The sequence below is a fragment of the Rhodococcus sp. AG1013 genome, from assembly GCF_003350365.1.
Classification (GTDB): Bacteria; Actinomycetota; Actinomycetes; order Mycobacteriales; family Mycobacteriaceae; genus Prescottella.
In genome coordinates this window covers 478609-502326 of the sequence record NZ_QQAT01000001.1, presented here as the reverse complement: position 1 = coordinate 502326, position 23718 = coordinate 478609, and the positions used below count along the sequence as shown (strand labels likewise).

20 protein-coding genes are annotated in these 23718 nt (G+C 70.3%); 8 read left to right on the top strand and 12 right to left on the bottom strand.

The window, feature by feature from the left end:
* The first annotated feature begins 18 nt into the window (after nt 1–18).
* Nucleotides 19–3492: a bifunctional RecB family nuclease/DEAD/DEAH box helicase gene (locus DEU38_RS02415; RefSeq protein ID WP_114718497.1), complete on the top strand. Its 3474-nt coding sequence runs from the start codon at nt 19–21 to the stop codon at nt 3490–3492.
* 7 nt (nt 3493–3499) lie between these two features.
* Here the strand turns inward: DEU38_RS02415 and DEU38_RS02410 are convergent, their stop codons facing one another.
* Together DEU38_RS02410 and DEU38_RS02405 are read right to left on the bottom strand one after the other, a co-directional pair.
* Entirely contained in the window at nt 3500–4678 is a 1179-nt protein-coding gene (locus DEU38_RS02410) for an amino acid deaminase/aldolase (protein ID WP_114718496.1), read from the bottom strand.
* A 36-nt stretch (nt 4679–4714) separates the two neighbouring features.
* Entirely contained in the window at nt 4715–5386 is a 672-nt protein-coding gene (locus tag DEU38_RS02405) for a TetR/AcrR family transcriptional regulator (protein ID WP_114718495.1), read from the bottom strand.
* A 77-nt stretch (nt 5387–5463) separates the two neighbouring features.
* Between DEU38_RS02405 and DEU38_RS02400 the strand changes: the two genes are divergently transcribed.
* The 3 genes from DEU38_RS02400 to DEU38_RS02390 all read left to right on the top strand — a co-directional run bounded on the left by DEU38_RS02400 (nt 5464) and on the right by DEU38_RS02390 (nt 9417).
* Nucleotides 5464–6774: a D-arabinono-1,4-lactone oxidase gene (locus DEU38_RS02400; protein WP_114718494.1), complete on the top strand. Its 1311-nt coding sequence runs from the start codon at nt 5464–5466 to the stop codon at nt 6772–6774.
* 52 nt (nt 6775–6826) lie between these two features.
* Nucleotides 6827–8173 (top strand): amidase family protein, encoded by a 1347-nt coding sequence (locus tag DEU38_RS02395; RefSeq protein ID WP_114718583.1) that lies wholly within the window; start codon nt 6827–6829, stop codon nt 8171–8173.
* A 71-nt stretch (nt 8174–8244) separates the two neighbouring features.
* Nucleotides 8245–9417, top strand: coding sequence for a thiolase family protein (locus tag DEU38_RS02390; protein ID WP_114718493.1), 1173 nt, complete (start codon nt 8245–8247; stop codon nt 9415–9417).
* Nucleotides 9418–9477: 60 nt separating this feature from the next.
* Here DEU38_RS02390 and DEU38_RS02385 read toward each other — a convergent pair whose 3' ends face one another.
* From DEU38_RS02385 to DEU38_RS02375, 3 genes are read right to left on the bottom strand one after another with little or no spacing between them, the layout of a single operon-like run.
* Entirely contained in the window at nt 9478–10725 is a 1248-nt protein-coding gene (locus DEU38_RS02385; protein ID WP_258557605.1) for an MFS transporter, read from the bottom strand.
* Nucleotides 10722–11363 carry a metalloregulator ArsR/SmtB family transcription factor gene (locus DEU38_RS02380; RefSeq protein WP_114718491.1) on the bottom strand — a complete coding sequence of 214 codons (642 nt, stop codon included), beginning with the start codon at nt 11361–11363 and terminating at the stop codon, nt 10722–10724. The genes DEU38_RS02385 and DEU38_RS02380 overlap by 4 nt, the downstream gene beginning before the upstream one ends.
* Before the next feature lie 35 nt (nt 11364–11398).
* Nucleotides 11399–12256 (bottom strand): hypothetical protein, encoded by an 858-nt coding sequence (locus DEU38_RS02375; RefSeq protein WP_114718490.1) that lies wholly within the window; start codon nt 12254–12256, stop codon nt 11399–11401.
* A 184-nt stretch (nt 12257–12440) separates the two neighbouring features.
* On the opposite strand from DEU38_RS02375, the gene DEU38_RS02370 reads away from it, so the two are divergent.
* Complete coding sequence (locus DEU38_RS02370; protein ID WP_114718489.1) at nt 12441–12977, top strand: Dps family protein; 537 nt, start codon at nt 12441–12443, stop codon at nt 12975–12977.
* An 82-nt stretch (nt 12978–13059) separates the two neighbouring features.
* On the opposite strand, the gene DEU38_RS02365 is transcribed toward DEU38_RS02370, so the two are convergent.
* The 6 genes from DEU38_RS02365 to DEU38_RS02340 all read right to left on the bottom strand — a co-directional run bounded on the left by DEU38_RS02365 (nt 13060) and on the right by DEU38_RS02340 (nt 20629).
* Nucleotides 13060–14028 carry an adenosine deaminase gene (locus DEU38_RS02365; protein WP_114718488.1) on the bottom strand — a complete coding sequence of 323 codons (969 nt, stop codon included), beginning with the start codon at nt 14026–14028 and terminating at the stop codon, nt 13060–13062.
* Nucleotides 14029–14033: 5 nt separating this feature from the next.
* A complete protein-coding gene (locus DEU38_RS02360) occupies nt 14034–14795 on the bottom strand; it encodes a crotonase/enoyl-CoA hydratase family protein (RefSeq protein ID WP_114718487.1) in 762 nt (253 codons plus the stop codon).
* Nucleotides 14785–16344 carry a class I adenylate-forming enzyme family protein gene (locus tag DEU38_RS02355; protein WP_114718486.1) on the bottom strand — a complete coding sequence of 520 codons (1560 nt, stop codon included), beginning with the start codon at nt 16342–16344 and terminating at the stop codon, nt 14785–14787. The genes DEU38_RS02360 and DEU38_RS02355 overlap by 11 nt, the downstream gene beginning before the upstream one ends.
* An 87-nt stretch (nt 16345–16431) precedes the next feature.
* Nucleotides 16432–17250 (bottom strand): enoyl-CoA hydratase/isomerase family protein, encoded by an 819-nt coding sequence (locus DEU38_RS02350; protein ID WP_114718485.1) that lies wholly within the window; start codon nt 17248–17250, stop codon nt 16432–16434.
* A gap of 18 nt (nt 17251–17268) precedes the next feature.
* Nucleotides 17269–18129 (bottom strand): alpha/beta fold hydrolase, encoded by an 861-nt coding sequence (locus tag DEU38_RS02345; RefSeq protein ID WP_114718484.1) that lies wholly within the window; start codon nt 18127–18129, stop codon nt 17269–17271.
* A gap of 139 nt (nt 18130–18268) precedes the next feature.
* Nucleotides 18269–20629, bottom strand: a complete 2361-nt coding sequence (locus DEU38_RS02340; RefSeq protein WP_114718483.1) for a LuxR C-terminal-related transcriptional regulator — start codon at nt 20627–20629, stop codon at nt 18269–18271.
* A 71-nt stretch (nt 20630–20700) separates the two neighbouring features.
* Here DEU38_RS02340 and DEU38_RS02335 point away from each other — a divergent pair, with 71 nt between their 5' ends.
* Complete coding sequence (locus DEU38_RS02335) at nt 20701–21405, top strand: GNAT family N-acetyltransferase (protein WP_114718482.1); 705 nt, start codon at nt 20701–20703, stop codon at nt 21403–21405.
* A gap of 50 nt (nt 21406–21455) precedes the next feature.
* The gene (locus tag DEU38_RS02330) at nt 21456–22514 is read left to right on the top strand and encodes a glutathione S-transferase family protein (protein ID WP_114718481.1); all 1059 of its coding nucleotides are present in this window, start codon (nt 21456–21458) and stop codon (nt 22512–22514) included.
* Between the two features lie 4 nt (nt 22515–22518).
* Here the strand turns inward: DEU38_RS02330 and DEU38_RS02325 are convergent, their stop codons facing one another.
* Nucleotides 22519–22857: a VOC family protein gene (locus tag DEU38_RS02325; protein ID WP_397484211.1), complete on the bottom strand. Its 339-nt coding sequence runs from the start codon at nt 22855–22857 to the stop codon at nt 22519–22521.
* Between the two features lie 101 nt (nt 22858–22958).
* Here DEU38_RS02325 and DEU38_RS02320 point away from each other — a divergent pair, with 101 nt between their 5' ends.
* A complete protein-coding gene (locus DEU38_RS02320) occupies nt 22959–23702 on the top strand; it encodes a hypothetical protein (RefSeq protein WP_254622965.1) in 744 nt (247 codons plus the stop codon).
* The last annotated feature ends 16 nt before the right edge of the window (nt 23703–23718 follow it).

The following is a 23718-nucleotide window of genomic DNA, read 5'->3' as shown; positions in this document are numbered from 1 at the left end:
GACCGGGAAAGGGGCGCGATGTTCCTGCTCGACGATGTGGTGGTCTACAGCACCGGCGATCTGACGCTCGCCGCGACGTGCGAGTTCGCTCTGCTGCACCGCCTCGACGGGCTGCTCGGATTCGCTCCGGCCGCGGCGGGTTCGGCCGCCGATCCGATGCTGCAGCGGACCTCCCTGCTCGGCGAGGCCCACGAACGACGGGTCCGGGACGACTTCGAGCGCCGTCTCGGACGGATCGAGACCATCGCGCGGCCCGAGTACACGACGGTCGGCCTGCACGACGCGCACCGGGCGACCGTCGCGGCCGCCCGGTCCGGGGCGCCGGTGATCTACCAGGGCACGTTCTTCGACGGCCGGTTCCTCGGCTTCAGCGACTTCCTCGTCCGTGAGGACGGGCCGGACGGCGACATGTATGCGGTGTACGACACCAAACTGGCCCGCCATGTCGAGGTCCCCGCGCTGCTGCAACTGGCTGCGTACGCCGACGCCCTCGCGGCCGGCGGTGTGCGCCCGGCACCGCGGGCACACCTCCTGCTGGGCGACGGCTCCGACTCGGTGCACGCGCTGGCCGACCTCGTCCCGGTGTACACCGCGCGCCGCGCACGCCTGCAACGCATCCTCGACGACCACCGATCCCGGGGCGTCCCGGTCGCGTGGGATGACGCGAACTGCCAGTCCTGCGGGCGTTGCGAGACCTGCGCCGCCGAGGTCGAGGCGCATCGAGATCTGCTGCTGGTCGCGGGGATTCGCGCGAGCACCCGCCAGCACCTCGTATCGGCGGGAGTGTCGACCATCGACGCCCTGGCGGAGCGAGTCGACCCGGTCCCGGACGTGTCGGCGCGAACACTCTCCGCCCTCCGTTCGCAGGCCGCACTCCAACTGCGCCGGGAGGCGCAGGGCGGCCACCCCTTCGAGGTCTTCGACCCGACCGCCCTCGCCGGCCTGCCCCGCCCGGACGCCGGCGACATCTTCTTCGACTTCGAGGGCGACCCACTGTGGGCCGAGGCGGGATCGGCGCAGTGGGGGCTCGAGTACCTGTTCGGCGTGCTCGAAGAGCCGCCCACCGGCGCCGGAGATCCGGTGTTCCGGCCGTTCTGGGCCCACGATCGAGCGCAGGAGCGTCGGGCGCTGATCGATTTCCTCGACTACGTCGCCGCCCGCCGCGCCGCGCACCCGGGCCTGCACATCTACCACTACGCGGCGTACGAGAAGTCCGCGCTGCTGCGGTTGTCCGGTCGGCACGGAGTCGGCGAGGAGGCCGTCGACCAACTCCTGCGGGACGGGGTGCTCGTGGACCTCTATCCGATCGTCCGGGCATCACTGCGGGTCGGCGCGCAGTCGTACAGCATCAAGAAGCTCGAGCCGCTCTACATGGGCACCCGCTTGCGGGACGGCGACGTCACCAACGCCGCCGATTCCGTTGTGGCATATGCCGATTACTGCGACCTCCGCGACCAGGGGCGGCCGGAGGCCGCCGAGCTGTTGCGCGGGATCGGCGACTACAACGAGTACGACTGCGTTTCGACCCGCGAGTTGCGCAACTGGCTGCTCGCGATCGCGGCGGACCACGACGTGTCGCCGCATCGACGCGAGGACCCTCCGCCCGTCCCGGACGAGGGCGAGGTCGACCTCACCGAGCAGGCTCTGCGACGGTTCGCCGGCGACGAACCACGCGGGTCGCGCAGCGCCGACCAGCAGGCCGCGGCACTGATGGCAGCCGCCGTCGGTTACCATCGGCGGGAACGTAAACCGTTCTGGTGGGCGCATTTCGACCGGCTGACACAGGTGGTCGACGAGTGGGCCGACACCCGCGACGTGCTGCAGGTGGACCACGCCGTGGTGGTGCAGGACTGGCACCGCAGCACCCCTCGTCAGCGGAAGCTGCGCCGCCATCTGCGGCTGACGGGCCGGTACGGGACCGGAAGCACCGTCGTCCCCGGTGCGGAGGTGTTCACCCTGTACGACCCGCCGCTACCGGCGGAGGCGATGACCGGATCGACCCCCACGCAACGCGGGACAGCGACGGCGGTGGTGCTGTCGGTCGGCGCCGACGAGAACTTCGACGACGTCGTCGTCGTGGAGGAATTGCTCACCGGTCCGGACGAATACACGGCACTGCCGATGGCCGTGGCGCCCGGTCACCCGATCGCTACGGTGCGCATGGAGACCGCGATCGGGGCTGCGGCCGAGCAGATGGCTGCGATGCTGCCGGCGATGCCGCCGGACGCGGCCGTCGACGTCCTGCGGCGGATCCCTCCGCGTACCCGGAGCGGTGCGGGGCTGCCGACGGCCGACGGCGCCGGTGACCACGCCGCCGCGATCGTCTCGGCACTGCTGGACCTCGACCACTCGTACCTCGCGGTGCAGGGCCCGCCCGGCACCGGCAAGACCCACACCGGCGCGCGCGTGATCACCCACCTCGTGACACACCACCGCTGGCGGATCGGCGTGGTGGCACAGTCGCATTCGGTGGTGGAGAACATGCTCGACGCGGTGGTCGCGGCGGGACTCGACGGCCGGATGGTCGCGAAGAAGGACGGCCGTGCGGAGGACCGCGCGTGGACGGGGATCACCGCGAACGCCTACCCGCAGTTCCTCGACGACGCCGCGGCGACCGGGTGCGTCGTCGGCGGGACCGCCTGGGACTTCGCGCACGCCGAGCGGATCCCACCCCGCAGTCTCGACCTGCTGGTGATCGACGAAGCCGGACAGTTCGCGCTCGCGAACACCGTGGCGGTGGGAGCGTCGGCCCGCAATCTTCTGCTCCTCGGCGACCCGCAGCAGCTACCGCAGGTCAGTCAGGGCACCCACCCCGAACCGGTGGACGAGTCGGCGCTGGGCTGGCTCGCCGCCGGCCACGACGCGCTGCCACCGGAACACGGCTACTTCCTGGCGCGCACCTGGCGGATGCATCCGGCGCTGTGCGCCCGGGTGTCGGCGCTGTCGTACGGCGGGCGCCTGCAGTCCGAGGAACCGGTCACTACCGCGCGCCACCTCGCCGGTGTCGAGCCCGGCGTGGACAGCACGGTCCTCGACCACCGCGGCAACGCAACGGAATCCGTCGAGGAGGCACGCGAGGTCGTCCGGCGGATCCAGGCACTGCTCGGCCGGGCGTGGACGGATCCGACCGGCTTCGACGGGACCCGCCCGCTCGGACAGTCCGACGTCCTCGTCGTGGCGCCGTACAACGCGCAGGTGAGCCTGATCCGACGGCACCTGGCCGCCGCCGGACTGGCCGACGTGCACGTCGGGACGGTCGACAAGTTCCAGGGCAGAGAGGCCGCCGTGGTGCTCGTGTCGATGACGGCGTCGTCGGCCGAGGACGTGCCGCGCGGGATGTCGTTCCTGTTGTCCCGCAACCGGCTCAACGTCGCGGTCTCCCGCGGCAAGTGGTGTGCGGTGATCGTGCGGTCGCGGCTGCTCACGCACTACCTTCCGACGACACCTGCCGGGCTGACCGAACTGGGCGCGTTCACGCGTCTGGGCGAGTGACCCGAGGTCACCCGAAGCACTTGCCCTCGCCACGGTAGGTGGGTGTGGACGTGGCCGTGCCGTCGGCGTCGACGAGGTGCACCTCGGTGAAACGCTCACACAGCTCGCCGGCCTTCGCGTGGCGGAACCAGACCCGGTCGCCCACAGCCAACTCGGCGGCCGCCGCGCCGGTGACGGGCGTCTGGACCTCGCCGGCGCCCTCGTTGCGCAGCAGCTTCAACCCGCGCGGCCACACCGGAGCCGGCACGCGCGTGTTCCCGGCGGGACCCGACGCGATGTAGCCGCCACCGAACAACGTCGTGATCCTCGGCGTCGGCTTGCGGACCGCCGGCAGGGCGAAGAACAGCGCCGGACGCGGCGTGAACGAGTGGTAGCGGTCGAACAGCGTCGGCACGTACAGTCCCGATCCGGCGGTGACCTCGGTGACCACCGAGTCGGCCGAACTGACCTCGAGCGAGCCGGTACCGCCGCTGTTGACGATCTCGAGCTTCCCGACTTCCTCGGTGACGGCGTCCACGACTGCGCCTCTGCGCGTGGCGAGTTCGGCGGCCGACGCCTTCTTCACCATGCGCACGGCGAAACTGCTGTCGGGCAGGCCCGCGATCTGCGCCTCGTAGAACATCACCCCGACGACGGCGAAGCCGCGGTCGGCCGCCAGCCGAGCCAGCCGTGCCACCTGCCCCGGTTCCCGCAGCGGCGACCGGCGCACCCCGAGATGGGCCGGGCCGAGGCGCAACGACGCGTCGACGTCGAGACACACCCGCGGCCGGACGCTCTCGGATCCGACCGCCGACCGGATGAGGTCCAGTTGCGCGATGTCGTCGACCATCAGGGTGATGCGGTCGAGGAGCGTGCGGTCGGCGCCGAGTTCGGCCAGCGCCGCGCGATCGGCGGTGGGATAACCCATCAGCACGTCCTCGGCGCCTCGCTGCGCGAGCCACATCGCCTCGCGCAGCGAGTAGGACATGATGCCGCGGAACCCTCCGGACGCGGTGAGCCCGGAGCCGAGCGCCACCTCGAGCACCGCACGGCACCGCACCGACTTGCTGGCAACCCGGACCGGGGTGCCGGCGGCACGCCGCACCAGGTCGGCGGCATTGGTGTGCAGTGTGGCGAGGTCCAGAGCCGCCAGCGGCGGATCGAGATGAGCCGTGGCAGCGGTGAGTCGGTCGATCGCAGCAGTCACATCAGTCCGTTCGTCGTAGGCGTTCGGACCAGTCGATCACTCTCCTGAACGATTGTCCAGGTCTGGGTCCGCGTCGACCGCCTTGCTCGCGACGATGCGCACCAGATCGTCGAGCTCGGTGACGATGGCATTGCTGTCGCGGTCGACGAGCCAGCGCAGGACGATGCCGTCGATGACGGCGAGGGCGAACCGCGCGATCGCCTCGACCGGTTCGGTCCACGTGGTCCCGGTCCTGCGGGCGCTCTCCTGAAGGAACACCGTGGCCTCGATGTCCATGGTTCGGTACTGCTCGTCCGCGACACTCCCGGCGAGCGGCGCGCCCGCCGCGCGGTGGCGCAGCGCGTACGCGGTGATCTCGTACGTGAGCAACTGGCGATCCGCGGTGGCCTCGACCAGCGGCCACATCCCGGTCAGCCCGGTGTGCAGCACCTCGCGCAGATCCCGCAGACCGTTCAACTCCTGCGAGTCCCACACCGACGCGAACGACTCGCGCATCCCGGCGCTCAGCTGCAGCACCAGACTCTCGGCCATGGCCGCGACCAGGGCTTCCTTGCTCTCGAAGCAGTAGTGCACCACGCCGAGCGAGACGCCCGCTTCCTCCGCGACAGCACGGATCGTCACCGCTGCGATCCCGCCGCGTTCGGCGATGGACAGCGCCGCTTCGACGAGTTGGGCGCGGCGTTCTTCCGCTGGAAGCCGATTCAACATCCCCCGATCGTAAAACCCGAAACGGAAAAAACGTGTCTCATTTGCCTGGACGCTCGTCCAGGTGAATAGTGACGGGAATGGCACAGGACACGTGGCGCAACTGGGCGGGGACCCACTCGTCGACACCTCACCGATTCGAAACACCGCGATCGGTAGCCGAGCTGAGCACGCTGGTCGCGAATGCGACCGAGCGGGGATTACGCGTCAAAGCCGTGGGGGCGGGCCATTCGTTCACCGGAGTTGCTGTCACCGATGGCGTTCTGGTGAGCCTCGACAACCTCGCCGGCATCGAATCCGTCCGCACGACGCCGGAGGGTCCGGTCGCGACGGTGATGGCCGGGACTCGCCTGCGCAGCCTCAACGAGCAGCTGTGGGGGCGCGGGCTGGCGATGATCAACCTCGGTGACATCGACGTCCAGTCGATCGCCGGCGCGCTCTCGACCGGCACGCACGGGACGGGAGCGCGGTTCGGTGGGCTCGCGACGCTGATCCGCGGACTGCAGATCGTGCTCGCGGACGGGTCGGTCGTGGATTGCTCCGACGCCGAGAACCCCGAGCTCTACCAGGCCGCCCGAATCGGCCTCGGCGCGTTCGGCATCATCACCAAACTCGACCTCGCGGTCACCCAGGCCTACGCGATGCGCGCCGTCGAGGGACCGGCGCGACTCGACGAGACGCTCGACGGACTCGCGCACGATCTCGAGACCGTCGACCACTTCGAGTTCTACTGGTTCCCGCACACCAATCGCGTTCTGACGAAGCGGAACACACGACTGCCCGGCGACACGCCGCTCGAACCCGTGGGCCGCATCCGCGGCTTCATCGACGACGAGCTGATGTCGAACACGCTCTTCGAGGGCGTCAACCGGCTGACGTCGGCGTTCCCTGCCACGATTCCGCAGGTCAACCAGGTCAGCGCGCGGGCACTGTCGGCCCGCGAGTTCACCGACCGCAGCTACCGCGTGTTCGCGTCGCCGCGCCGGGTGCGGTTCCGCGAGATGGAGTACGCGGTGCCGCAGGAGGCCGTGAAGGACACCCTCCGGGAGATCTCGAACTGGCTCGACCGGTCCGACTGCAACATCGCGTTCCCGGTCGAGGTCCGCTTCGCTCCCGGCGACGACGTGTGGATGTCCACCGCGAACGGCCGCGACAGCGCCTACATCGCCGTGCACCAGTACCACCGCCGCGATCACCGCGAGTACTTCGACGCGGTGGAGGCGATCGCCCGCGCGGTCGACGGCCGTCCGCACTGGGGCAAGATGCACAGCCGCACCGCGGACGACCTGCGCCCCACGTACGCCCGGTTCGACGATTTCTGCACGGTCCGCGACAAGCACGACCCGTCGCGAACGTTCGACAACGAGTACCTCCGCCAGGTTCTCGCCTGACACGGGGCTCGAACCGTCCGGATCCGGTCGGCGCGTCGCTACTGTGAGCGGCGTGCCGACCGGACCGAACTCCCCTCGCCTCGACCGTCGTTCGTTCCTGCGGGCCGGCGCGCTCGGCGCCGCGGTGGGCGGCGCGACGCTGCTGGCGGGATGTGGCGACGACCTCCGCGACCCCGGCGTGCCGCCACTACCCGGCGGGGACACCAAGCCCGCCGACACCGCGACGTGGCGACTCCAGGGCGATCCGCTGATCGCAGGTAGCGGTTCCGGGCCGCTCGCGGGCCGTACGGTCGCCGTGACCGACCTGTTCGCCGTCGAGGGCCAGCGGGTCGGCGCGGGCAATCCCCGATGGCTGGGGCTGGCGCCCACCGAGACGACCACCGCCGACAGCATCTCCCGCCTGCTCGGGCAGGGCGCCGCCGTTGCCGGAATCACGCAGACCGTCGACTTCGGCTTCGGCCACTCCGGCGTGAACGCGGCCTACGGGACGCCGGCCAATCCCGCCGCGTCCGGCCGCATTCCGGGAGGCGCGACCTCGGGGGCGGCCACCGCCGTCGCGCTCGGCAGCGCGTCCGTCGGATTGGGCCCCGACACCACCGGATCCGTCCTGATCCCTGCCTCCTATCAAGGGCTGTGGGGTTTCGGCCCGACGCACGGCACCGTCTCGGTACTCGGCATGATGCCGCTCTCGAAGACCCTCGATCGGGTCGGTTGGGTGTGCGCCGACCCGACGACCCTGATCGCCGTCGGCGACGCGCTGCTCCCCCCGGCGTCGGCGAGTCCGTTCGGTGCCGCGGTGACGGCGCCCGGCGTGACCGCCGTCGCCGACGAGCACGTCCAACCCGCGGTCCGGGAGGCGCTCGCATCGTGGAGGCGGTCGGCGCTACCGCCGTTGTCGGAGCAGGACCTCGACATCGCGGAACTCCCCGACTGGTACGACGCCGTGACCACCGTGCAGGGCTACGAGGCGTGGCAGCAGCACGGCGCCTGGGTGTCGACGGCCGTCGGGTCGGTCGGCGACGAGGCCCGCGCGAACTTCCTCGCGGCGTCGAAGATCTCCGAATCCACGTATCGGCGCAGCCTCGACGAACTCGGCGCCGCGGGCCGCTCCGTCCGCGACTATCTGGGCGCCCGTGTCCTCGTTATGCCGACGGCGGCGTCCCCGGCACCGTCGACCGCCGACGATCCCGGCAATGTCCTTGTCGCGGAGAAGCTTCGGACCACCGGGATGCTCGTCGCAGTTGCGGCCGTCGCGGGACTGCCCACGGTGACCGTGCCCGTGACCTCGCCGGGTGGCCTGCCGGTGGGCCTGTCCCTGGTGGGTCCACCCGGCCGGGACCGGGACCTGCTCGCACTGGCGGGCCGGATGGCCGGCACCGGAATCGCCGCCCGCTCCTGAGGCCGCACCACCGATGAAGTACATTCGTTTAACTCTTTAGATTCGACCGACTTCATCGAGAGTGAGGCGCCATGCGTGACGCAGTGATCGTCGAGGCAGTTCGTACCCCCATCGGCAAGCGGAAGGGCTCGCTCGCGGACGTGCACGCGGTGGAGCTGTCCGCCCACGTCCTGCGCTCGATTGCGCAGCGCACCGGCATCGACCCGGCGATCGTCGACGACGTCTACTGGGGCAACGTCAACAGCGTCGGCATGCAGACCGGCAACATCGGCCGCATGGCCGTCCTCGGCGCCGGCTGGCCCGAGTCGGTGCCGGGCCTGACCGTCGACCGCCAGTGCGGTTCGTCGCAGCAGACCATCTCGATGGCGGCCGCGTCCGTCATCTCGGGCCAGGCCGACATCATCGTCGCCGGTGGCGTGGAGATGATGACCGCGGTGCCGCTCGGCTCCTCGAACGTTCCGGGCACCGGCGACTCCGCAGGTCCCGCCCGCACTCGCTACGCCGCCCAGCTCGAGGCACCCGGTTTCAACGGCCGCTTCAACCAGGGCGTCGGCGCCGAGCTCATCGCGCAGGAGTGGAGGATCTCCCGCGAGCAGCTCGACGAGTACTCGGTTGCCTCGCACGAGCGTGCCGCCGCCGCGCAGGACGCCGGCGCGTTCGAGGCGGAGATCGCCCCGGTCACCCTCGAGGACGGCACCGTCTTCTCCGCCGACGAGGGCATCCGCCGCGGCTCCACCACCGAGAAGCTCAGCCAGCTCAAGTCCCCGTTCCTCGAGGGCGGCGTCATCACCGCCGGCAGCGCCTCGCAGATCTCCGACGGCGCGGCCGCCGTGCTGGTCATGACCTCCGAGAAGGCGAAGGCCCTGGGCCTGACCCCGCTCGCTCGCATCCACACCGCCGTCGTCGCCGGCGACGACCCGGTCAAGATGCTCACCGGCCCCATCCCGGCCACCGCGCTCGCGCTGAAGAAGGCCGGTCTGTCGATCGACGACATCGACGCGTTCGAGGTCAACGAGGCGTTCGGTTCGGTGCCGCTGGCGTGGCAGCTCGAGACCGGCGCGTCGATGGACAAGATGAACCCGCTCGGCGGCGCGATCGCGCTCGGCCACCCGCTCGGTGGCTCCGGTGCGCGTCTGGCCGCCACGCTGGTCCACCACCTGCAGCGCACCGGCGGCCGCTTCGGCCTGCAGACCATGTGTGAGGGTGGCGGCACCGCGAACGCCACCATCTACGAGCGCATCTAGCACCTCCCGCACGTCGTGAAGGCGGCCGGTTCCTTTCGGAGCCGGCCGCCTTCAGTTTCGTCAGACCCGGCGCGCGTGCAGGGCGAGCGCGGGGACGATGAGCAACGAGATCGCCGCCCCGAGCAGCGCCAGCCAGCCGTAACTGGTGGCCGCGACCATGACACCGGACGACAGTCCGCCGCCCGCGCCGGCGATCGCGATCGTCAGATCGACGGTGCCCTGCGTGCGGGCACGTGTCGCCAGCGGGACCGCATCGGTGATGATCGCCGTGCCGCTGATGAGCCCGAAGTTCCAGCCCAGCCCGAGCAGCGCCAGCGCGACCGCGAGCGCCGGCACCGAGTGCACCGGAGCGGCGGCGGCCGTGACACCCGCGGCCAGCATCGTCACCGCGGCCGCGGCGGCCACGACCCGCGGGCCGAACCGGTCCGCGAGCCTCCCCGACAGTGGCGAGGGCAGGTACATCGCGGCGACATGGATCGCGATGACCAGGCCTGCGGCCCCGGTTCCGTGCCCGTGATGCTGCATGTGGATCGGGGTCATCGTCATGACACCGACCATGACCAGCTGCGTGACGACCATGACGGTCGTGCCCAGCACGACGGACGGATTCCACGTGCGCGCCGCGGACGGTTCGATGTCAGGGCCGACCGCGTGGTCCGCAGTGTCGGCGGCGGCCGCACGCGCCAGCAACAGCGGATCCGGGCGCAGCATCACCCACAGCACCGCGCCGGCGGCTGCGTACGCGATTGCGGCCAGGATGAACGGTCCTGCGAGTGCCGGGATTCCGAGCCCCTCGGCGAAATCACCCATGACCGTCACGAGGTTCGGGCCGACGACCGCACCGACGGTGGTCGCCACGAGCACCGTGCTCACGGCGCGGCCCCGGTGGGCCGGGGCGGCCAGGTCGGCACCGGCGTAGCGCGCCTGCAGGTTGGTCGCCGTTCCGGCGCCGTAGACGAACAACGAGATCAGCAACAGCACGACATTGTCGGCGACCGCCGCCGCGACCACTCCCACACTGCCGAGCGCGCCGGTACCGTAGCCGAGCGCGAGACCGAGTCGACGGCCGAAGCGCTGCGAGATCCGGCCGACGGAGACCGCGGCGGCCGCGGAACCGATCGTGAACAGGGCACTCGGCACACCGGCGAGGCCGGTGCCGCCCAACATGTCCTGGGCCAGCAGCGCGCCGACGGTGATCCCGGCGGCGAGGCCGGCACCGCTGAGGATCTGCGCCGCGACCAGGACCGCGAGGATCCGGCGCTGACTGGCGGCAAGGTCCGGCGTCACGAGCGCCCGCTGCGCCGTCACGAGGCGTCTCCGGCGGTCCCGGCGAGTTCGATGCCCGAGGCCCGCCATTCGAGGATGCCCTCGTCCAACGCGGCCGCGCTCAGTCCCCGCTGCCGGAGGAGGTCGGCGGCGTCGCGGGCCATTCCGCACAGCTCACCACGGCAATACACGACGACGTGCGTCCTCACCGGCAGTTCATCGGCGCGCGCGCCGAGCTCGTCGAGCGGGATGGATACCGCGCCGGGCAGGTGTCCCGCCGTGAACTCCGCGTGCGGCCGGACGTCGAGAACGACGACGGATCCGGAACGCATCTGCGTCGCAAGCTCGTCGGAGAACTCGGTCCCCTCGCTGTGCGCGAGTCCGGGCAGGTGCGCCGCACCGACGTCCTTCATCGACACGTACAGCCGCGCGACGTCGAGCCCGGCGAGCCGGTAGAAGATCGTGGTGCCCTCGCGCCGCGTGCGCACCAGGCCGGCACTCTTGAGGATCTGCAGGTGCGAGGACGCGCTCGTCACCTTGAGCGACGCTCCCCGAGCGAGGGTCTCGACGGACTGCTCGCCCTGCGCCATCAACTCGAGTAGTGCCAGCCTCTTGCCGTTCGCCATCGCCTTCGCTGTGCGTGCGAGTTGGTCGTACATGTCCGCATCGGACTCACTCATATTCCATCACTCCTTGGAATACGAGAATACGCACCTCAGTTGCCGTCCTCGACAGCCGCCTCCGCCTCCGACTCCCAGCGGCGGGCACGCTCGAGATCGCTTCGCGCCGACCGCGCAGCCGCGTTCGCCGCGTGCGCCGACTCCCGAACGAACGCGTCGCGCTGTTCCAGATGTTCGAGGTCGCGCCGCAGGACCTCCATCCGGTCCGCGATCTCCGCGGCTTCCGCATCGAGCCGGGACACCTCACGCTCGGCGACGTCCGTCGCCTCCCGCGCCGCCTCGGCCGAGGCGCGGGCGGCGGTGAGCTCGGCCCGCGCGACCTCCCGGGCGTCCGCACCGAGACTCACTGCGCCAGAGCCTTTCCGAGCCGCCGCGGCGCCCGCCGCCGAGCGCTCTCCGCGACCCACCGATTCCAGGACGGCCGGCCCGAAACCGCTGTACCTCGCGGCACAGAGCACCCGTCCCCGCTCCACGGTGCGCGCCAGGTCCGGGTCCGCCATCGCGGCATGCAGCGTCTGCGCGACCTCTCGCAGTGCCGCCTCGCCCACCACCCTGCCACGCTCCGCAGCCAACCGGCCCGCACGTTCCGCGAGCGCCCGCACCACCCGCTGCCGCTGATCGGAGAGTTCGCGGAGCGCCGTAGGGTCGAGGCGTCGCTGCGCCTGTCGCAGCGCATCCCCGAGCGCCAGCACCGCGGAGACGTCGTCGGGCGACTCGCGGGCCAGCAGGTTCACGAGCCACCCGACGGTCGTGGGCTTCCTCAACGCCGCCAGCGCCCGGGCCGCGTCACGATCCTTCCTCGCCTTCGCCTGTTCGACACGGCCGGTGCGGGCCGCGACGAACACGGACGGATCCAGCCCGTACAGCTCGTCGGCCACTTCCTCGACGTCCACGCGTCGATCCTGACACCGCGCTCGCCCACCGACCAGGGTTCGAAAATTCTCGCCCCACCTGCGTCAACTTATCTACCGTGCAGGACATAGATTTTGTAGTACCGTTGAACAGGACAACATCGCTCGGCCGACAAAGAGTTCGAATCGGCCGGCAGGTGTGGACACAGGATCGAAAGGACAGACGATGACGAACTTCACCGTTCCCGGACTGACCGCAGACCAGGCCACGGTCGCGAACACGCTCCAGAATCGACTCAGCGCCTACAACGACCTCCACCTGACGCTCAAGCACATCCACTGGAACGTCGTGGGCCCCAACTTCATCGGCGTCCACGAGATGATCGACCCGCAGGTGGACCTGGTCCGCGGCTTCGCCGACGCGGTCGCCGAACGGATCGCAGCGTTGGGTGCCTCCCCCCAGGGCACGCCCGGCGCCATCGAGAAGGACCGGTCGTGGGACGACTACTCCGTCGGGCGCGACAGCGCCCAGGCGCACCTCGCTGCTCTCGATCTCGTGTACACCGGCGTGATCGAGCACAATCGGAAGGCGATTGCGAAGGTCGGCGAGATCGACCCGATCACCGAGGACATGCTGATCGGTCAGACCGCGGAACTGGAGAAGTTCCAGTGGTTCGTCCGTGCCCACCTCGAGAACTCCGGGGGCCGTCTGGCCAACGAGGGCGAGCCCACCGAGAAGAAGGCCGCGGCCGCCGTGCGCTGACCGGTACCTGCCACACGCACCAGCGCATCCACCAGATCCCGGTCCGGGCGCCCGTCGGGGGGCGCCCGGACCGCCCGTCCGCCTAGGTGCGGAGCAGTTCGGCCTTGCGGGCGGGCGACGCGAAGGACGCCTCGATCGAGTTGCGTGCCAGCGTCTCGACCTCGTCGTCGGTCAACCCGATCCCGGCCCGCAGCTGTGCGAAGTTCTCGCCCACATCACCGCCGAAGTAGGCGGGGTCGTCGGAGTTGACGGTCACCCGCAGACCCGCGCGCAGCATCGTGCGCAGGGGATGTTCGGCGATCGTATCCACCACGCGCAGACGGACATTCGACAGCGGGCACACGGTCAGGGGGATCTCCTCGTCCACCAGACGCTGCACGAGTACCTGGTCCTCGAGACAGCGCACACCGTGGTCGATCCGCTCGGCGCCGAGGAGATCCAATGCCTGCCAGATGTATTCGGGCGGGCCCTCCTCGCCGGCGTGCGCCACCACGTGCAGACCCTCGGCGCGGGCGTGGGCGAAGACGTCCTCGAACAGCGTCGGCGGGTAGCCGACCTCCGCGGAATCGAGTCCGACGCCGATGATCGGCGCCTGCAGTCTCAGGATCTCCGCGAGCACCTCCTCCGCGTCGTGCACGGGTTGGTCGCGCAGGAACGCCGCGATCAGGCCGCTGCTCACGCCGAACTCCCGCTCACTGGCGGCGAGCGCGTCGAGGATCCCGTCCAGCACCACCTGCAGCGGAACACCGCGCGAGACGTGGGCCTGCGGGTCGAAGAAGATCTCCGCGTGCCGCACTCCCGCGGCGGCCGCACGGCGCAGGTAGTCCCGGGTGAGGTCGGCGAAGTCCTCCGCCGTCCGCAGCACCGCCATGTTCGCGTAGTACAGGTCGAGGAACGACTGCAGATCGGTGAACTCGTAGCGCGATTCGAGATCGGCCAGGTCCACGTAGGGCAGGTGCATGCGGTTGCGCTCGGCCAACGCGAAGATCAGCTCCGGGCCGAGAGCCCCCTCGATGTGCATGTGCAACTCCGCGAACGGCAACGCGGCCATGTTCGTCAACGCCCCTTCCACACGGGGGCCCGCTTCTCCGCGAACGCGGTGGCCCCCTCCCGCGCGTCCTCGGAACCGAACACGGGGCCGATCACCTCGAGCTGCCTGGTGAACGCCTCGTCGGCGGGCCAGTCGCGGGCACGGACGAGCACCTCCTTGGTCTTGGCGACGGCGAGCGGGCCGTTGGCCGTGATCCGGTCGGCGAGCGCGAGCGCGCCGTCGAGCGCGCCGCCCGGCTCGGTCAGCGTGTTCACGAACCCGTACGCGGCGGCCTCCGCGGCCGTGAACGGATCGCCGGTCAGGGCGTACTCCATCGCCTTCTGGTACGGAATCCGCTCGGGCAGCCGCAACAGGCCACCGGCCCCGGCGGCCAGCCCGCGCTTGACCTCCGGAATGCCGAACTTGGCCTCGCGCGACGCCACCACCAGATCCGTCGCGAGCACCAGTTCCGTGCCGCCCGCCAGCGCATACCCTTCCACGGCCGAGATGATCGGCTTGCGCGGCGGCGCCTCCGTGAAGCCGAGGCCCCTGCCCGGCACCACGACGTTCTCGCCGGCCACGAATGCCTTGAGATCCATACCCGCGCAGAAGTTCCCACCGGCACCGGTCAGGATCGCGAGGGACAGATCCGGATCCTCGTCCAACTCGTCGACGGCGGCGGCGAGACCGCGGCTCACCGCGCCGTTGATCGCGTTGCGCGCCTCCGGACGGTTGATCGTGATCACGAGCACCCGATCGCGGCGGTCGAGCAGGACCTCATCCGACATCGACATATCCCTTCGTCGTGGAGCAGAAACCTGGCGAACCGTGCACACCCTGCAGCCAAGACCGTACCGACCGCCGGTCGACGCGTCCCGTGGACGTGCGCGGCAGCATGGGCACGCTCGCGCACAGGCGACGCGACGGGCGATACCCCGACAGCACGGCTCGGACGTGCTCACGGACCGTGTCGAGACCGACGTCGGCGCCGGACTCCCGGACGACGGCCACGCCCAGGTCCGGCCCGCCGGCGGTGGTCACCCCCACCACCGCGGCCTCGGACACCCCGGGGCATTCGAGCAGCGCGACCTCGACCTCTCGGCTGTAGACGACCCCGCCGGGGAACTCGACCGCATCCCCGGCACGGCCCGCGATGCGGAACGAACCGTTGCGACCGACCCGCATCACGTCACCGGTGTGCAGCCATCCCCCGACCGTGGTGCGGGCGGTGGTCGCGGGATCACCCCAGTAGCCCCGCATCACGCTGGGGCCTCGGCACCACAACTCGCCGATACCCGGATCGGATTCGGCGACCGCGAACTCCATTCCCCCGTGAGGTGATTCGAGTAGGTGGTCGTCACCGGAGGCGGCACCGACCCGTTGGATCAGTCCGGCACCACCCGTCTCGGTCATCGCCCAGCCGGAGGCGACGTCGGCTGCCGGGAAGCGGTCGCGCAGGCGACGCAGCATCGGGGTCGAAAGCGGTTCGTCGTCGAGTGCGAGGAACCGCACCGCATCGAACTCGCGGCCGGGCGCCCGGACCATCTGCCGGTAGAGAGGCGCGGCCACCGAAAGACGTTCGACTCGTTCGACATCGAGCGCGTGGAGCAGACCGCCGACGTCGGCGTGGGATTGCAGGACGACGGTGCCGCCCACGACGAGCGTCGGAAGCAACTGCGACACGCAGCCCGCCGCCGAGCTGAGCGGCAACGCGATCGCGTGGCGTACGCCGCCGACGGCTCCGGCGGCTCCCACATCCAGGTCCCAGGCCCGGATCACCGCCTCGATCGTCGAGAGCACGTTCTCGTGGCAGAGTTCGACACCCTTCGGCGGGCCCGTCGTGCCGCCGGTATAGAACAGCAGCGCCGAATCGTCGGGTCCCGCACCGTCGTCGATGAACGGAACCCCCTGCGGCAGTTCGCCGTCCAGCACGAGGACACTGCCGCTGTCGGCCATGATGTGCCGCGTCTCCTCGACGCCGTGGCCCGGATGGATCGGCACCGGCACTCCCCCGGCCAGCAGCACACCGAGAAACGCCTGCACCCAGCGGGCCCCGTTCGGCATGCGGATCGCGACACGGTCACCGATGTCGATCCCCTGCTGGAGTAGACCCCCGGCAACCCGCGACGCCGACGTCCACAACTGTGCGTGCGTGAGGCGCGCACCGCCGACCTCGACGACGGCCTCCCGGGAGCCGAAGCGGTGCGCGGCGACGTCGAGGAGTTCGGTGAGCGAGGAGGTCAGCCCGGTGTATCGGAGCAGACCGTCCGTACCGCGCACCAAGCGGTCGTCCCGCAGGCGACCGGGCCCGGCCGAGTACTCGAGCAGCGACGCCATGCCCACCTCCACCGAGTAGGTTCCACCAGCACGACTATATGACCGCCGTCACACTCGCGTCCGTCGAACCGCACCCTCGGCGCGCCGCTACTCCCCGGTGTACGTCGCGTGCCCCGGCCCGACGTCGAGGAAGCTGCGGACGGCCCCCTGCAGATCGGCCGTCGCGAACAGCGCACCGGAGGTCTCCGGTGTGATCGAATCCGCGTGCGCGACACCGCCGGAACGCCACGCCGAGACAATCTCCTTGGTGGCGGCATGCGCGCGGGTGGGACCGTCCGCGAGGCGCGCGACCAGCGACCGGGCCGCGCCGTCGACGTCCTCGTGGACGTAGTTGACGACACCCCACTCGTGCATGGTCGCCGCGTCGTACAGGTCCGCGGTCATCACCAACTCCCGGGCGCGTCCCGATCCGGCGCGTTCGGCCAGACGCTGCGGGCCGCCCATCGAGGGCGTCAACCCGACAACGGTCTCGACCAGTCCGAACTTCGCCTTCGGACCGGCAACGACGATGTCGCACGCGAGCGCGATCTCGAACGCGGCGGTGAGGGTCAACCCGTGGGCGGCGAAGACGACGGGGCACGGCAACGCCTCGAGTGGATGCCCGATCTGCGCGAACAGCGACTGCCACAGTGCGGTGCCCTGTTCCACCGTGAGCCCGTCGAACACGTGGACATCCACGCCGCCCGAGACCACCTTGCCCTCGGCCCGCAACAGCACCGCCCGCGGCGGCCGGGCGGTGAGGTCCGCGATGTCGGCGATGACAGCGTCGAACATGGCCCGGTCGAACAGGTTCAGCGGCCCGTGCGCGAAGGTGAGGATCGCGATCTCGGCACCGGCGTCGGTGATGACGCGCTCGAGTCGGGTCGGACGGGATCCTGCGGCGGACAGGGCGTCAGGTTCGGTCATGGGCACAGAATGCCACCGTCACGCGGCCGGCGCGATCGGCAGCCCCAGCACCGTGGTCATCGCCCGGCCGAAGCTGTCCGGATCGCCGATCAGCCAGCCGTGACAGCCGGGGACCCGGTGCACGTGCGGGTCGCGCAGCGCTCCCCGCAGTGACTCGAAGCTGGCGCGGGGGATGAACGTGTCGCCGTGGCTCCACACCATCGTGGTCGGTACGCCGCGCTCGGCGATCCGGGACGCCTCGACCCGCAGATCGGCGCCGCGGGCCAGTTCACCGATCCGCCACAGCGTTGCCGGGCTGCGGACCGCGTTGCGCAGCGCGTCGCCGGCGATCGACGCGATCGCGCTCGCCGGGGTCCGGGCGAGGACAGCGTCGACGGCCGCGGATGCGCCCCACCGCCAGAGGGGACGTTCGCGGAGTTCGCGCGGCGGCCCACCGGGCGCCCAGGCCCCACCACCCACAGAGTTGACCAGCACCAACCTCGACACCCGCGCCCCGAGGTCGTGCGTCGACGCGATCCCCACCCCGCCGCCGAACGAGTGCCCGACGAGCATCACGGGCCCGTCGACACCGACCGTGTCGAGGAACCGGTCCAGCCACCGCGCGTAGCCTCCGAACCCGTCCCGGTGCGGGGGCAGCGCGTCGGTGCCGGCGAAGCCGGGTAACGCGGGCGCGTACACGCGCACACCGGTGGCCGCGAGTCGCTCGACTGCGCCCGCATAGGTGCGGTGGGTGAGCCCGAACCCGTGGAGAAACACCACCGGTGACCCCGATCCGGCCACGCCGTACGGCGCGTTCCGCCCGTCCACCACGACGTCCCGCCAGCGGACCTCCGCAGAGCGGGCCTCGATCGAACTGTGAACGGGTGGATACTGGCGCACAGGACGACCTCGACTTCCGGAACCGGATGGGACAGGTCGCAGCGTGCCCTGGAATCGTCCCGTCGGGGACGGTAGATCTACCGGTATCCATACGTGCTTCGCTACGGCGGGTATCCGCGCCACACACGGAATGACCAGGTCAGGTTCGATCGTGTTCGGCCACCCAGGCCGCGATCTGGGCGCGTGAGCCGAATCCGAGCTTGGCGAGCACGCGTTCGACGTGACCCTCCGCGGTGCGCGGCGAGATCACCAGCTTCTCCGCGATCTCGCGGTTCGTCAGCCCGCGGGCGACGAGATCCGCGACCTGACTTTCGCGGCGGGTCAGCGCCGGCGTCTCGGGGGTCGGCATCACGATCCGCATCGGCGCCGTCGGGGCCTCCATCTCGGCGCGGGACAGTTCGAACCCGTCCCGGCGGCCGAGCGCGTAGTCGACGGCTTCGGCGAACTCGAGTGCCGCCCCGTTCGCGAACGCTGCCTCGAACGCCCGGTCGCCGAGAATCTGACGGCACAACCGCCGGCATTCCTCGTGGGGGGCGAGCATGGTCGTTATCAGCGCGACGGACACACCCATGGACTGCCGAAGGGCTTCCGCGGCACCGGACAGGATCGCCGCTCGCTCGCCTTCCCGGAGAGCCGCGGCCCCCCACGCCATCGACTCGAGGCAGCCCGCGCCCCCGAAGTGATCGTCGACCCGGCGGGTCAGTTGCAGCGCCTCGACGAACAATCCGGACGCGCGAGCACGGTCGCCCTGCCACCACAAGGCCACGCCCAGCATGAACATCGCCCGCGCCCGGAACTCGCACTCACCACGTGCGGCCGTGATCGCGACGACCTCCTCGTGACAGGCCTTCGCTCGCGCGATGTCGCCGCTCATGCCGCCGACCAGTCCGAGACCCTGCAGGACGCAGATCAGCCGATGCGGATCGGCTTCCTCCCGAAACGGACCGACCGCCTGCTCGAAGAAGCCGGTCGCGCGCTCGAACTCACGCCGGAACATCGCTTGGCGACCACAGGCGTGTGCGACCGTCGCGTCGACCAGCGGATCTCCGATGAGCTCGGCGAGGTGTGCGGCGTGCGCGATCAAGTCCGCACCCGCCGCGAAGTCGTCCTGCATGCCCGCCAGTTGACTCGCCGCACACATCGCCCCCACCCGGACCCGATCGGGACGGTCCTCGGCCCGCTCGAGCGTCCGCGCGAGCCATCGTCGGGCTTCGCCGAACATCCCGCGACAGAACCAGAACGGGAAGATCGCGACCGCCATGCCCACCCCCGCGTCTGCCTCGCCCGGTTCGGTGACGCAGAACTCCAGCGCGTCACGCAGGTTCGCCTGTTCCCGGTCGAGTCGGGCGATCGACTCCGGTTGTCGGGGCCCGATCCAGCCGGCCGCCGCGCGCTCGGCGAAGCCACGAAACCAGTCGCGGTGGTGCCGCCGACAGCGCACCTGCTCGCCGGATTCCTCGAGCTTCTCCAGGCCGTAGTCGCGCAGAGTCTCGAACATGCCGTACCGCACCACCGGGCCGGAACCCTCCACGAGGAGGATCGACTTGTCGACCAGCGAGGCCACGACGTCCAGAACCTCCCCCGGCGCGGCGTCATCCACGCAGATGCCCTCTGCAGCATCGAGTTCGAAACCACCCGAGAACACCGCCAACCGAGTCCACATCCGACGTTCCTTCGGCGTGCACAACTCGTAACTCCAGTCGACGGAACAGCGCAGAGTCTGCTGCCGCGTCGGAGCGACCCTGCTACCCGCGGTGAGGAGCCGGAACCTGTCCGTCAGGCGCTCGAGAATCTGGTCCGGGGACAGGGCACGGACCCTGGCAGCGGCCAACTCGATCGGCAGGGGCAAACCGTCCAGGCGATGGCAGATGCGAGCAATCGCAACTCGATTGTATTCGGTGACAACGAAATCCGGCAGCGCCGAGCGTGCTCGATCGACGAACAGCGTCACCGCTTCGTACCGGGGAAGCGCGTGCAGTGTCGGTGGTGCGTCCGGATCCGGAACCGCCAAGGGCGGCACCCGCAAGATCGCCTCCCCACCCACACCGAGCGGCTCCCGGCTGGTGGCGAGCACCCGTACGCGGGGGCACTCGCGCAGGAGCACCGACGTCAGCTCGGCGGCCGCGGCCACCAGGTGCTCGCAGTTGTCCAGAATCAACAACGCGTCCCGATCCGCGAAGTGCTCGACGAGCAGGTCCATCGGAGACCGGGCCGCCTGGTCGTGCAGCCCGAAGACGGCGGCGACGGTGTCGGGCACCAGCTCGGGGTCGTGCAGTTCCGCGAGCTCGACGAGCCACACACCGTCGGCGAAATCGCGCCGCACGTCCTCGGCCACCCGCAGCGCGAGCCGAGTCTTGCCGACACCCCCGATACCCGTCAACGTCACCAGCCGCGCCGACGAGAGCAAACGCTTGACCGCAGTGAGCTCGCGCCGACGTCCGATGAACGTGGTCAGCGCGGAGGGCAGATTCCCGACCTTGCTCCGGACGGTGGTCGCCATCAACCGTCACGCTCCCTCGCGCTCCCTGCAGCTTCGACGGTACGCCGCGAACCCGCACTACCGTTGGGCCCGTGGACGCGCATCAGATCGACATCATCCGGCTCGCCTGGTCTCGGGAACTCGGTCTCCCCGACCGCGCCCTCGACTCCCCCGGCACCCGCCACGTGCGGGTCGACGAGACCGCGAACCGGATCCGGTTCGTGACGATCGCCGGTGCCAGCGCGCTCGTGGGCCCGGCGTGGGCCGCCGAACGCGCGGAAGAATGGTCCGACGACGAGCTGGCCCGCTCCGGCGCTCTGTCCGCACTCGCGAAGGATCACGCGGGTCGCAGCGGCGGACCCACCGAACTGGCCTGGGCCGCGGATTTCGGGACGGACATCGCGGTCGAGGAACCGCTTGTCTCGCACGACCTCGCGCACGTTCTCGAACTGCAGAACCTCTGCCCGCCCGACGACGTCGCGGAGGCCGGACTCGCCGACAAGGGCGCCTGGTTCACCGTCGTAGACGACGCCCACCGTCCACTTTCCTCGGCCGGCTACACGGAGTGGCAGGGCATCGTCGCGGACATGGGCGCGCTGACGGCACCCGGTGCCCGCCGGCGTGGGTTCGGTGCGACCGCAACACTGCTGGCCACCAACGATGCGCTCGACGCCGGGCTGATCCCCCAGTGGCGTGCGCACCGCGACAACGTCGCTTCCCGCCGACTGGCCTCCACGCTGGGATACGAGGAACTCGGAACCTCGGTGTCGATCGAGGTCGCTCCCAGTACCGTGTGAAGTGGGGGTGACACGGCAGCGGCGAGGCCGAGACACGGAGCTGATGCGCGATGAGCGAGAGCACGGACAGGAAAGACACCGAAGACGTCGGAGCCGATTTCGTGGAACCGGGCAAGGAGTTCACCCGCGACACGAACTACATCACGACACGGATCACTGCCGACGGCCGTGACGGCTATCCCGTCGAGCCCGGCCGGTACCGCCTGATCGTGGCCCGCGCATGTCCGTGGGCCAACCGGTCGATCATCGTGCGACGTCTGCTGGGGCTGGAAGGCGTTCTGTCCATGGGGATCTGCGGGCCGACCCACGACGAACGCAGCTGGACGTTCGATCTCGATCCCGGCGGGGTGGACCCGGTGCTGAAGATCCCCCGACTGCAGGACGCGTACTTCGCCCGCTTCCCCGGATACTCGCGCGGGATCACGGTGCCGGCGATCGTCGAGATCGAGACCGGGCAGGTCGTCACCAACGACTTCCCGCAGATCACGCTGGACCTGTCCACCGAGTGGAAGGAATTCCACCGCGAGGGGGCCCCGGACCTGTATCCGGAGGACCTGCGCGGCGAGATCGACGAGGTGTCCGAACTGGTGTTCCACGACGTCAACAACGGCGTCTACCGCTGCGGTTTCGCCGGCTCACAGGAGGCGTACGACGGCGCGTACGACCGTCTGTTCGAGCGCCTCGACTGGTTGACCGAACGTCTGTCGACGCAGCGGTTCCTGGTGGGCGACACCATCACCGAGGCCGACGTCCGCCTGTTCACCACGCTCGCCCGGTTCGACGCGGTCTACCACGGCCACTTCAAGTGCAATCGGAGCAAGTTGTCGGAGATGCCGGTGCTGTGGAACTACGCGCGGGATCTGTTCCAGACCCCGGGTTTCGGGGACACGATCGACTTCACCCACATCAAGCAGCACTATTACATCGTCCACAAGGACATCAATCCGACGCAGATCGTGCCCAAGGGCCCCGACCTGTCGCACTGGCTCGAACCGCACGGCCGCGAAGCACTCGGCGGCCGGCCGTTCGGCAGCGGCACTGCGCCGCACCCGCCACGACCGGAAGAGGTTGTGCCGCTGTCACACTGGGCGAGCGCGCAGCGGGACTGACCCGCTATTCACCGGTATAGGTACCGAAGCTCCAGTACACGCCCTCCGGATCCCGGCACGTGAATCCCCGGGAACCGTAGTCCTCGTCCTCGAGCCCCTGCACCACCGACGCACCGGCGTCGACGGCGCGCGTGTAGAGCCCGCCGGGATCGTCGGTGACGAGGTACACCGCGCCTACCCCGCTGGGCAGGTCGACGAGGACGGAGTCGGCGCGGGGCGAGCCGAGCATGATGCCGCCTCCCGGCCACACCCTGGTCGTCTCGGCCATATCCGACACCTGCTTCCACTCGCGGTCACAGACCCGTCCAGCGTATCCCGGAGCCTCCGTCCCGGCCCCGGGAATTCGGGGGTCGACAGCCCGGTTTCCCTATAGTCGGATAGCGAGACAGTCGGATATCGCGTGACCGGACGACCGACCGCCGGATACCGAAGTGAGGACTGATGATGGGCGAGAAGCAGGGACGTGTGGAGTCGACCATCGTCTCCGTCCTCGACAATGCCAGCCGGCTGCAGGCTCCGGCCGTGGCCAAGTACGTCGAGCGGGTCCGCCGCGCCCATCCCGACGAGAACCCGGCACAGATCGTCGCGCGGATGGAGAAGATGTTCCTGACCGCGGTCACCGGCAGCGGCAGCGCGGTGGGGGCGGCAGCGGCCGTTCCGGCCGTGGGAACCGTGACCTCGATCGCGGCGGTGGGCGCCGAGACCGCGTTCTTCCTCGAGGCGTCGGCCCTGCTGACCCTCGCGATCGCCGCGGTGCACGGCATCTCCCCGCAGGATCACCAGCAGCGCCGCGCGCTCGTGCTGGCGGTGGCCCTGGGCGAATCGGGCATGGAGATCGTCGAGCGTGCGACCGGCCTGACGGCGACCAATTGGGCACGACTTGTCACCGGCCGGATTCCGCCGAGCACGATGCGGGCGATGAACAGCTCGCTGGTCCGCAAGTTCGTGACCAAGTACGCGGCCAAGCGCAGTGCCCTGATCCTCGGCAAGCTGCTCCCCGCCGGGGTCGGCGCGGTGATCGGTGGTGCCGGAAATCGCGCGATCGGCCGCGGCGTCGTCGACAATGCGCGTGAGGCATTCGGCCCGGCACCGGCCCTCTGGCCGGACCGACTCCGCGCGGTCGACGGCGCAGCACGACTGCAGGTGGTCCCACCACTGCCGGGCGAGGCTCGCCGCATGCGGTCCTGAGACCGGGTCAGCTCCG

Bases quoted from the DNA above. Each gene is read 5' to 3' on its own strand.
- DEU38_RS02415 (WP_114718497.1), top strand. From the start codon at position 19: ATGTTCCTGCTCGACGATGTGGTGGTCTACAGCACCGGCGATCTGACG.
- DEU38_RS02350 (WP_114718485.1), bottom strand. From the start codon at position 17,250: ATGACCGAACCTGACGCCCTGTCCGCCGCAGGATCCCGTCCGACCCGA.
- DEU38_RS02370 (WP_114718489.1), top strand. From the start codon at position 12,441: ATGACGAACTTCACCGTTCCCGGACTGACCGCAGACCAGGCCACGGTC.
- DEU38_RS02390 (WP_114718493.1), top strand. From the start codon at position 8,245: ATGCGTGACGCAGTGATCGTCGAGGCAGTTCGTACCCCCATCGGCAAG.
- DEU38_RS02360 (WP_114718487.1), bottom strand. From the start codon at position 14,795: ATGTCGGATGAGGTCCTGCTCGACCGCCGCGATCGGGTGCTCGTGATC.
- DEU38_RS02380 (WP_114718491.1), bottom strand. From the start codon at position 11,363: ATGAGTGAGTCCGATGCGGACATGTACGACCAACTCGCACGCACAGCG.
- DEU38_RS02355 (WP_114718486.1), bottom strand. From the start codon at position 16,344: ATGGCGTCGCTGCTCGAGTACTCGGCCGGGCCCGGTCGCCTGCGGGAC.
- DEU38_RS02320 (WP_254622965.1), top strand. From the start codon at position 22,959: ATGGGCGAGAAGCAGGGACGTGTGGAGTCGACCATCGTCTCCGTCCTC.
- DEU38_RS02330 (WP_114718481.1), top strand. From the start codon at position 21,456: ATGAGCGAGAGCACGGACAGGAAAGACACCGAAGACGTCGGAGCCGAT.
- DEU38_RS02400 (WP_114718494.1), top strand. From the start codon at position 5,464: ATGGCACAGGACACGTGGCGCAACTGGGCGGGGACCCACTCGTCGACA.
- DEU38_RS02405 (WP_114718495.1), bottom strand. From the start codon at position 5,386: ATGTTGAATCGGCTTCCAGCGGAAGAACGCCGCGCCCAACTCGTCGAA.
- DEU38_RS02365 (WP_114718488.1), bottom strand. From the start codon at position 14,028: ATGGCCGCGTTGCCGTTCGCGGAGTTGCACATGCACATCGAGGGGGCT.
- DEU38_RS02340 (WP_114718483.1), bottom strand. From the start codon at position 20,629: ATGGCGACCACCGTCCGGAGCAAGGTCGGGAATCTGCCCTCCGCGCTG.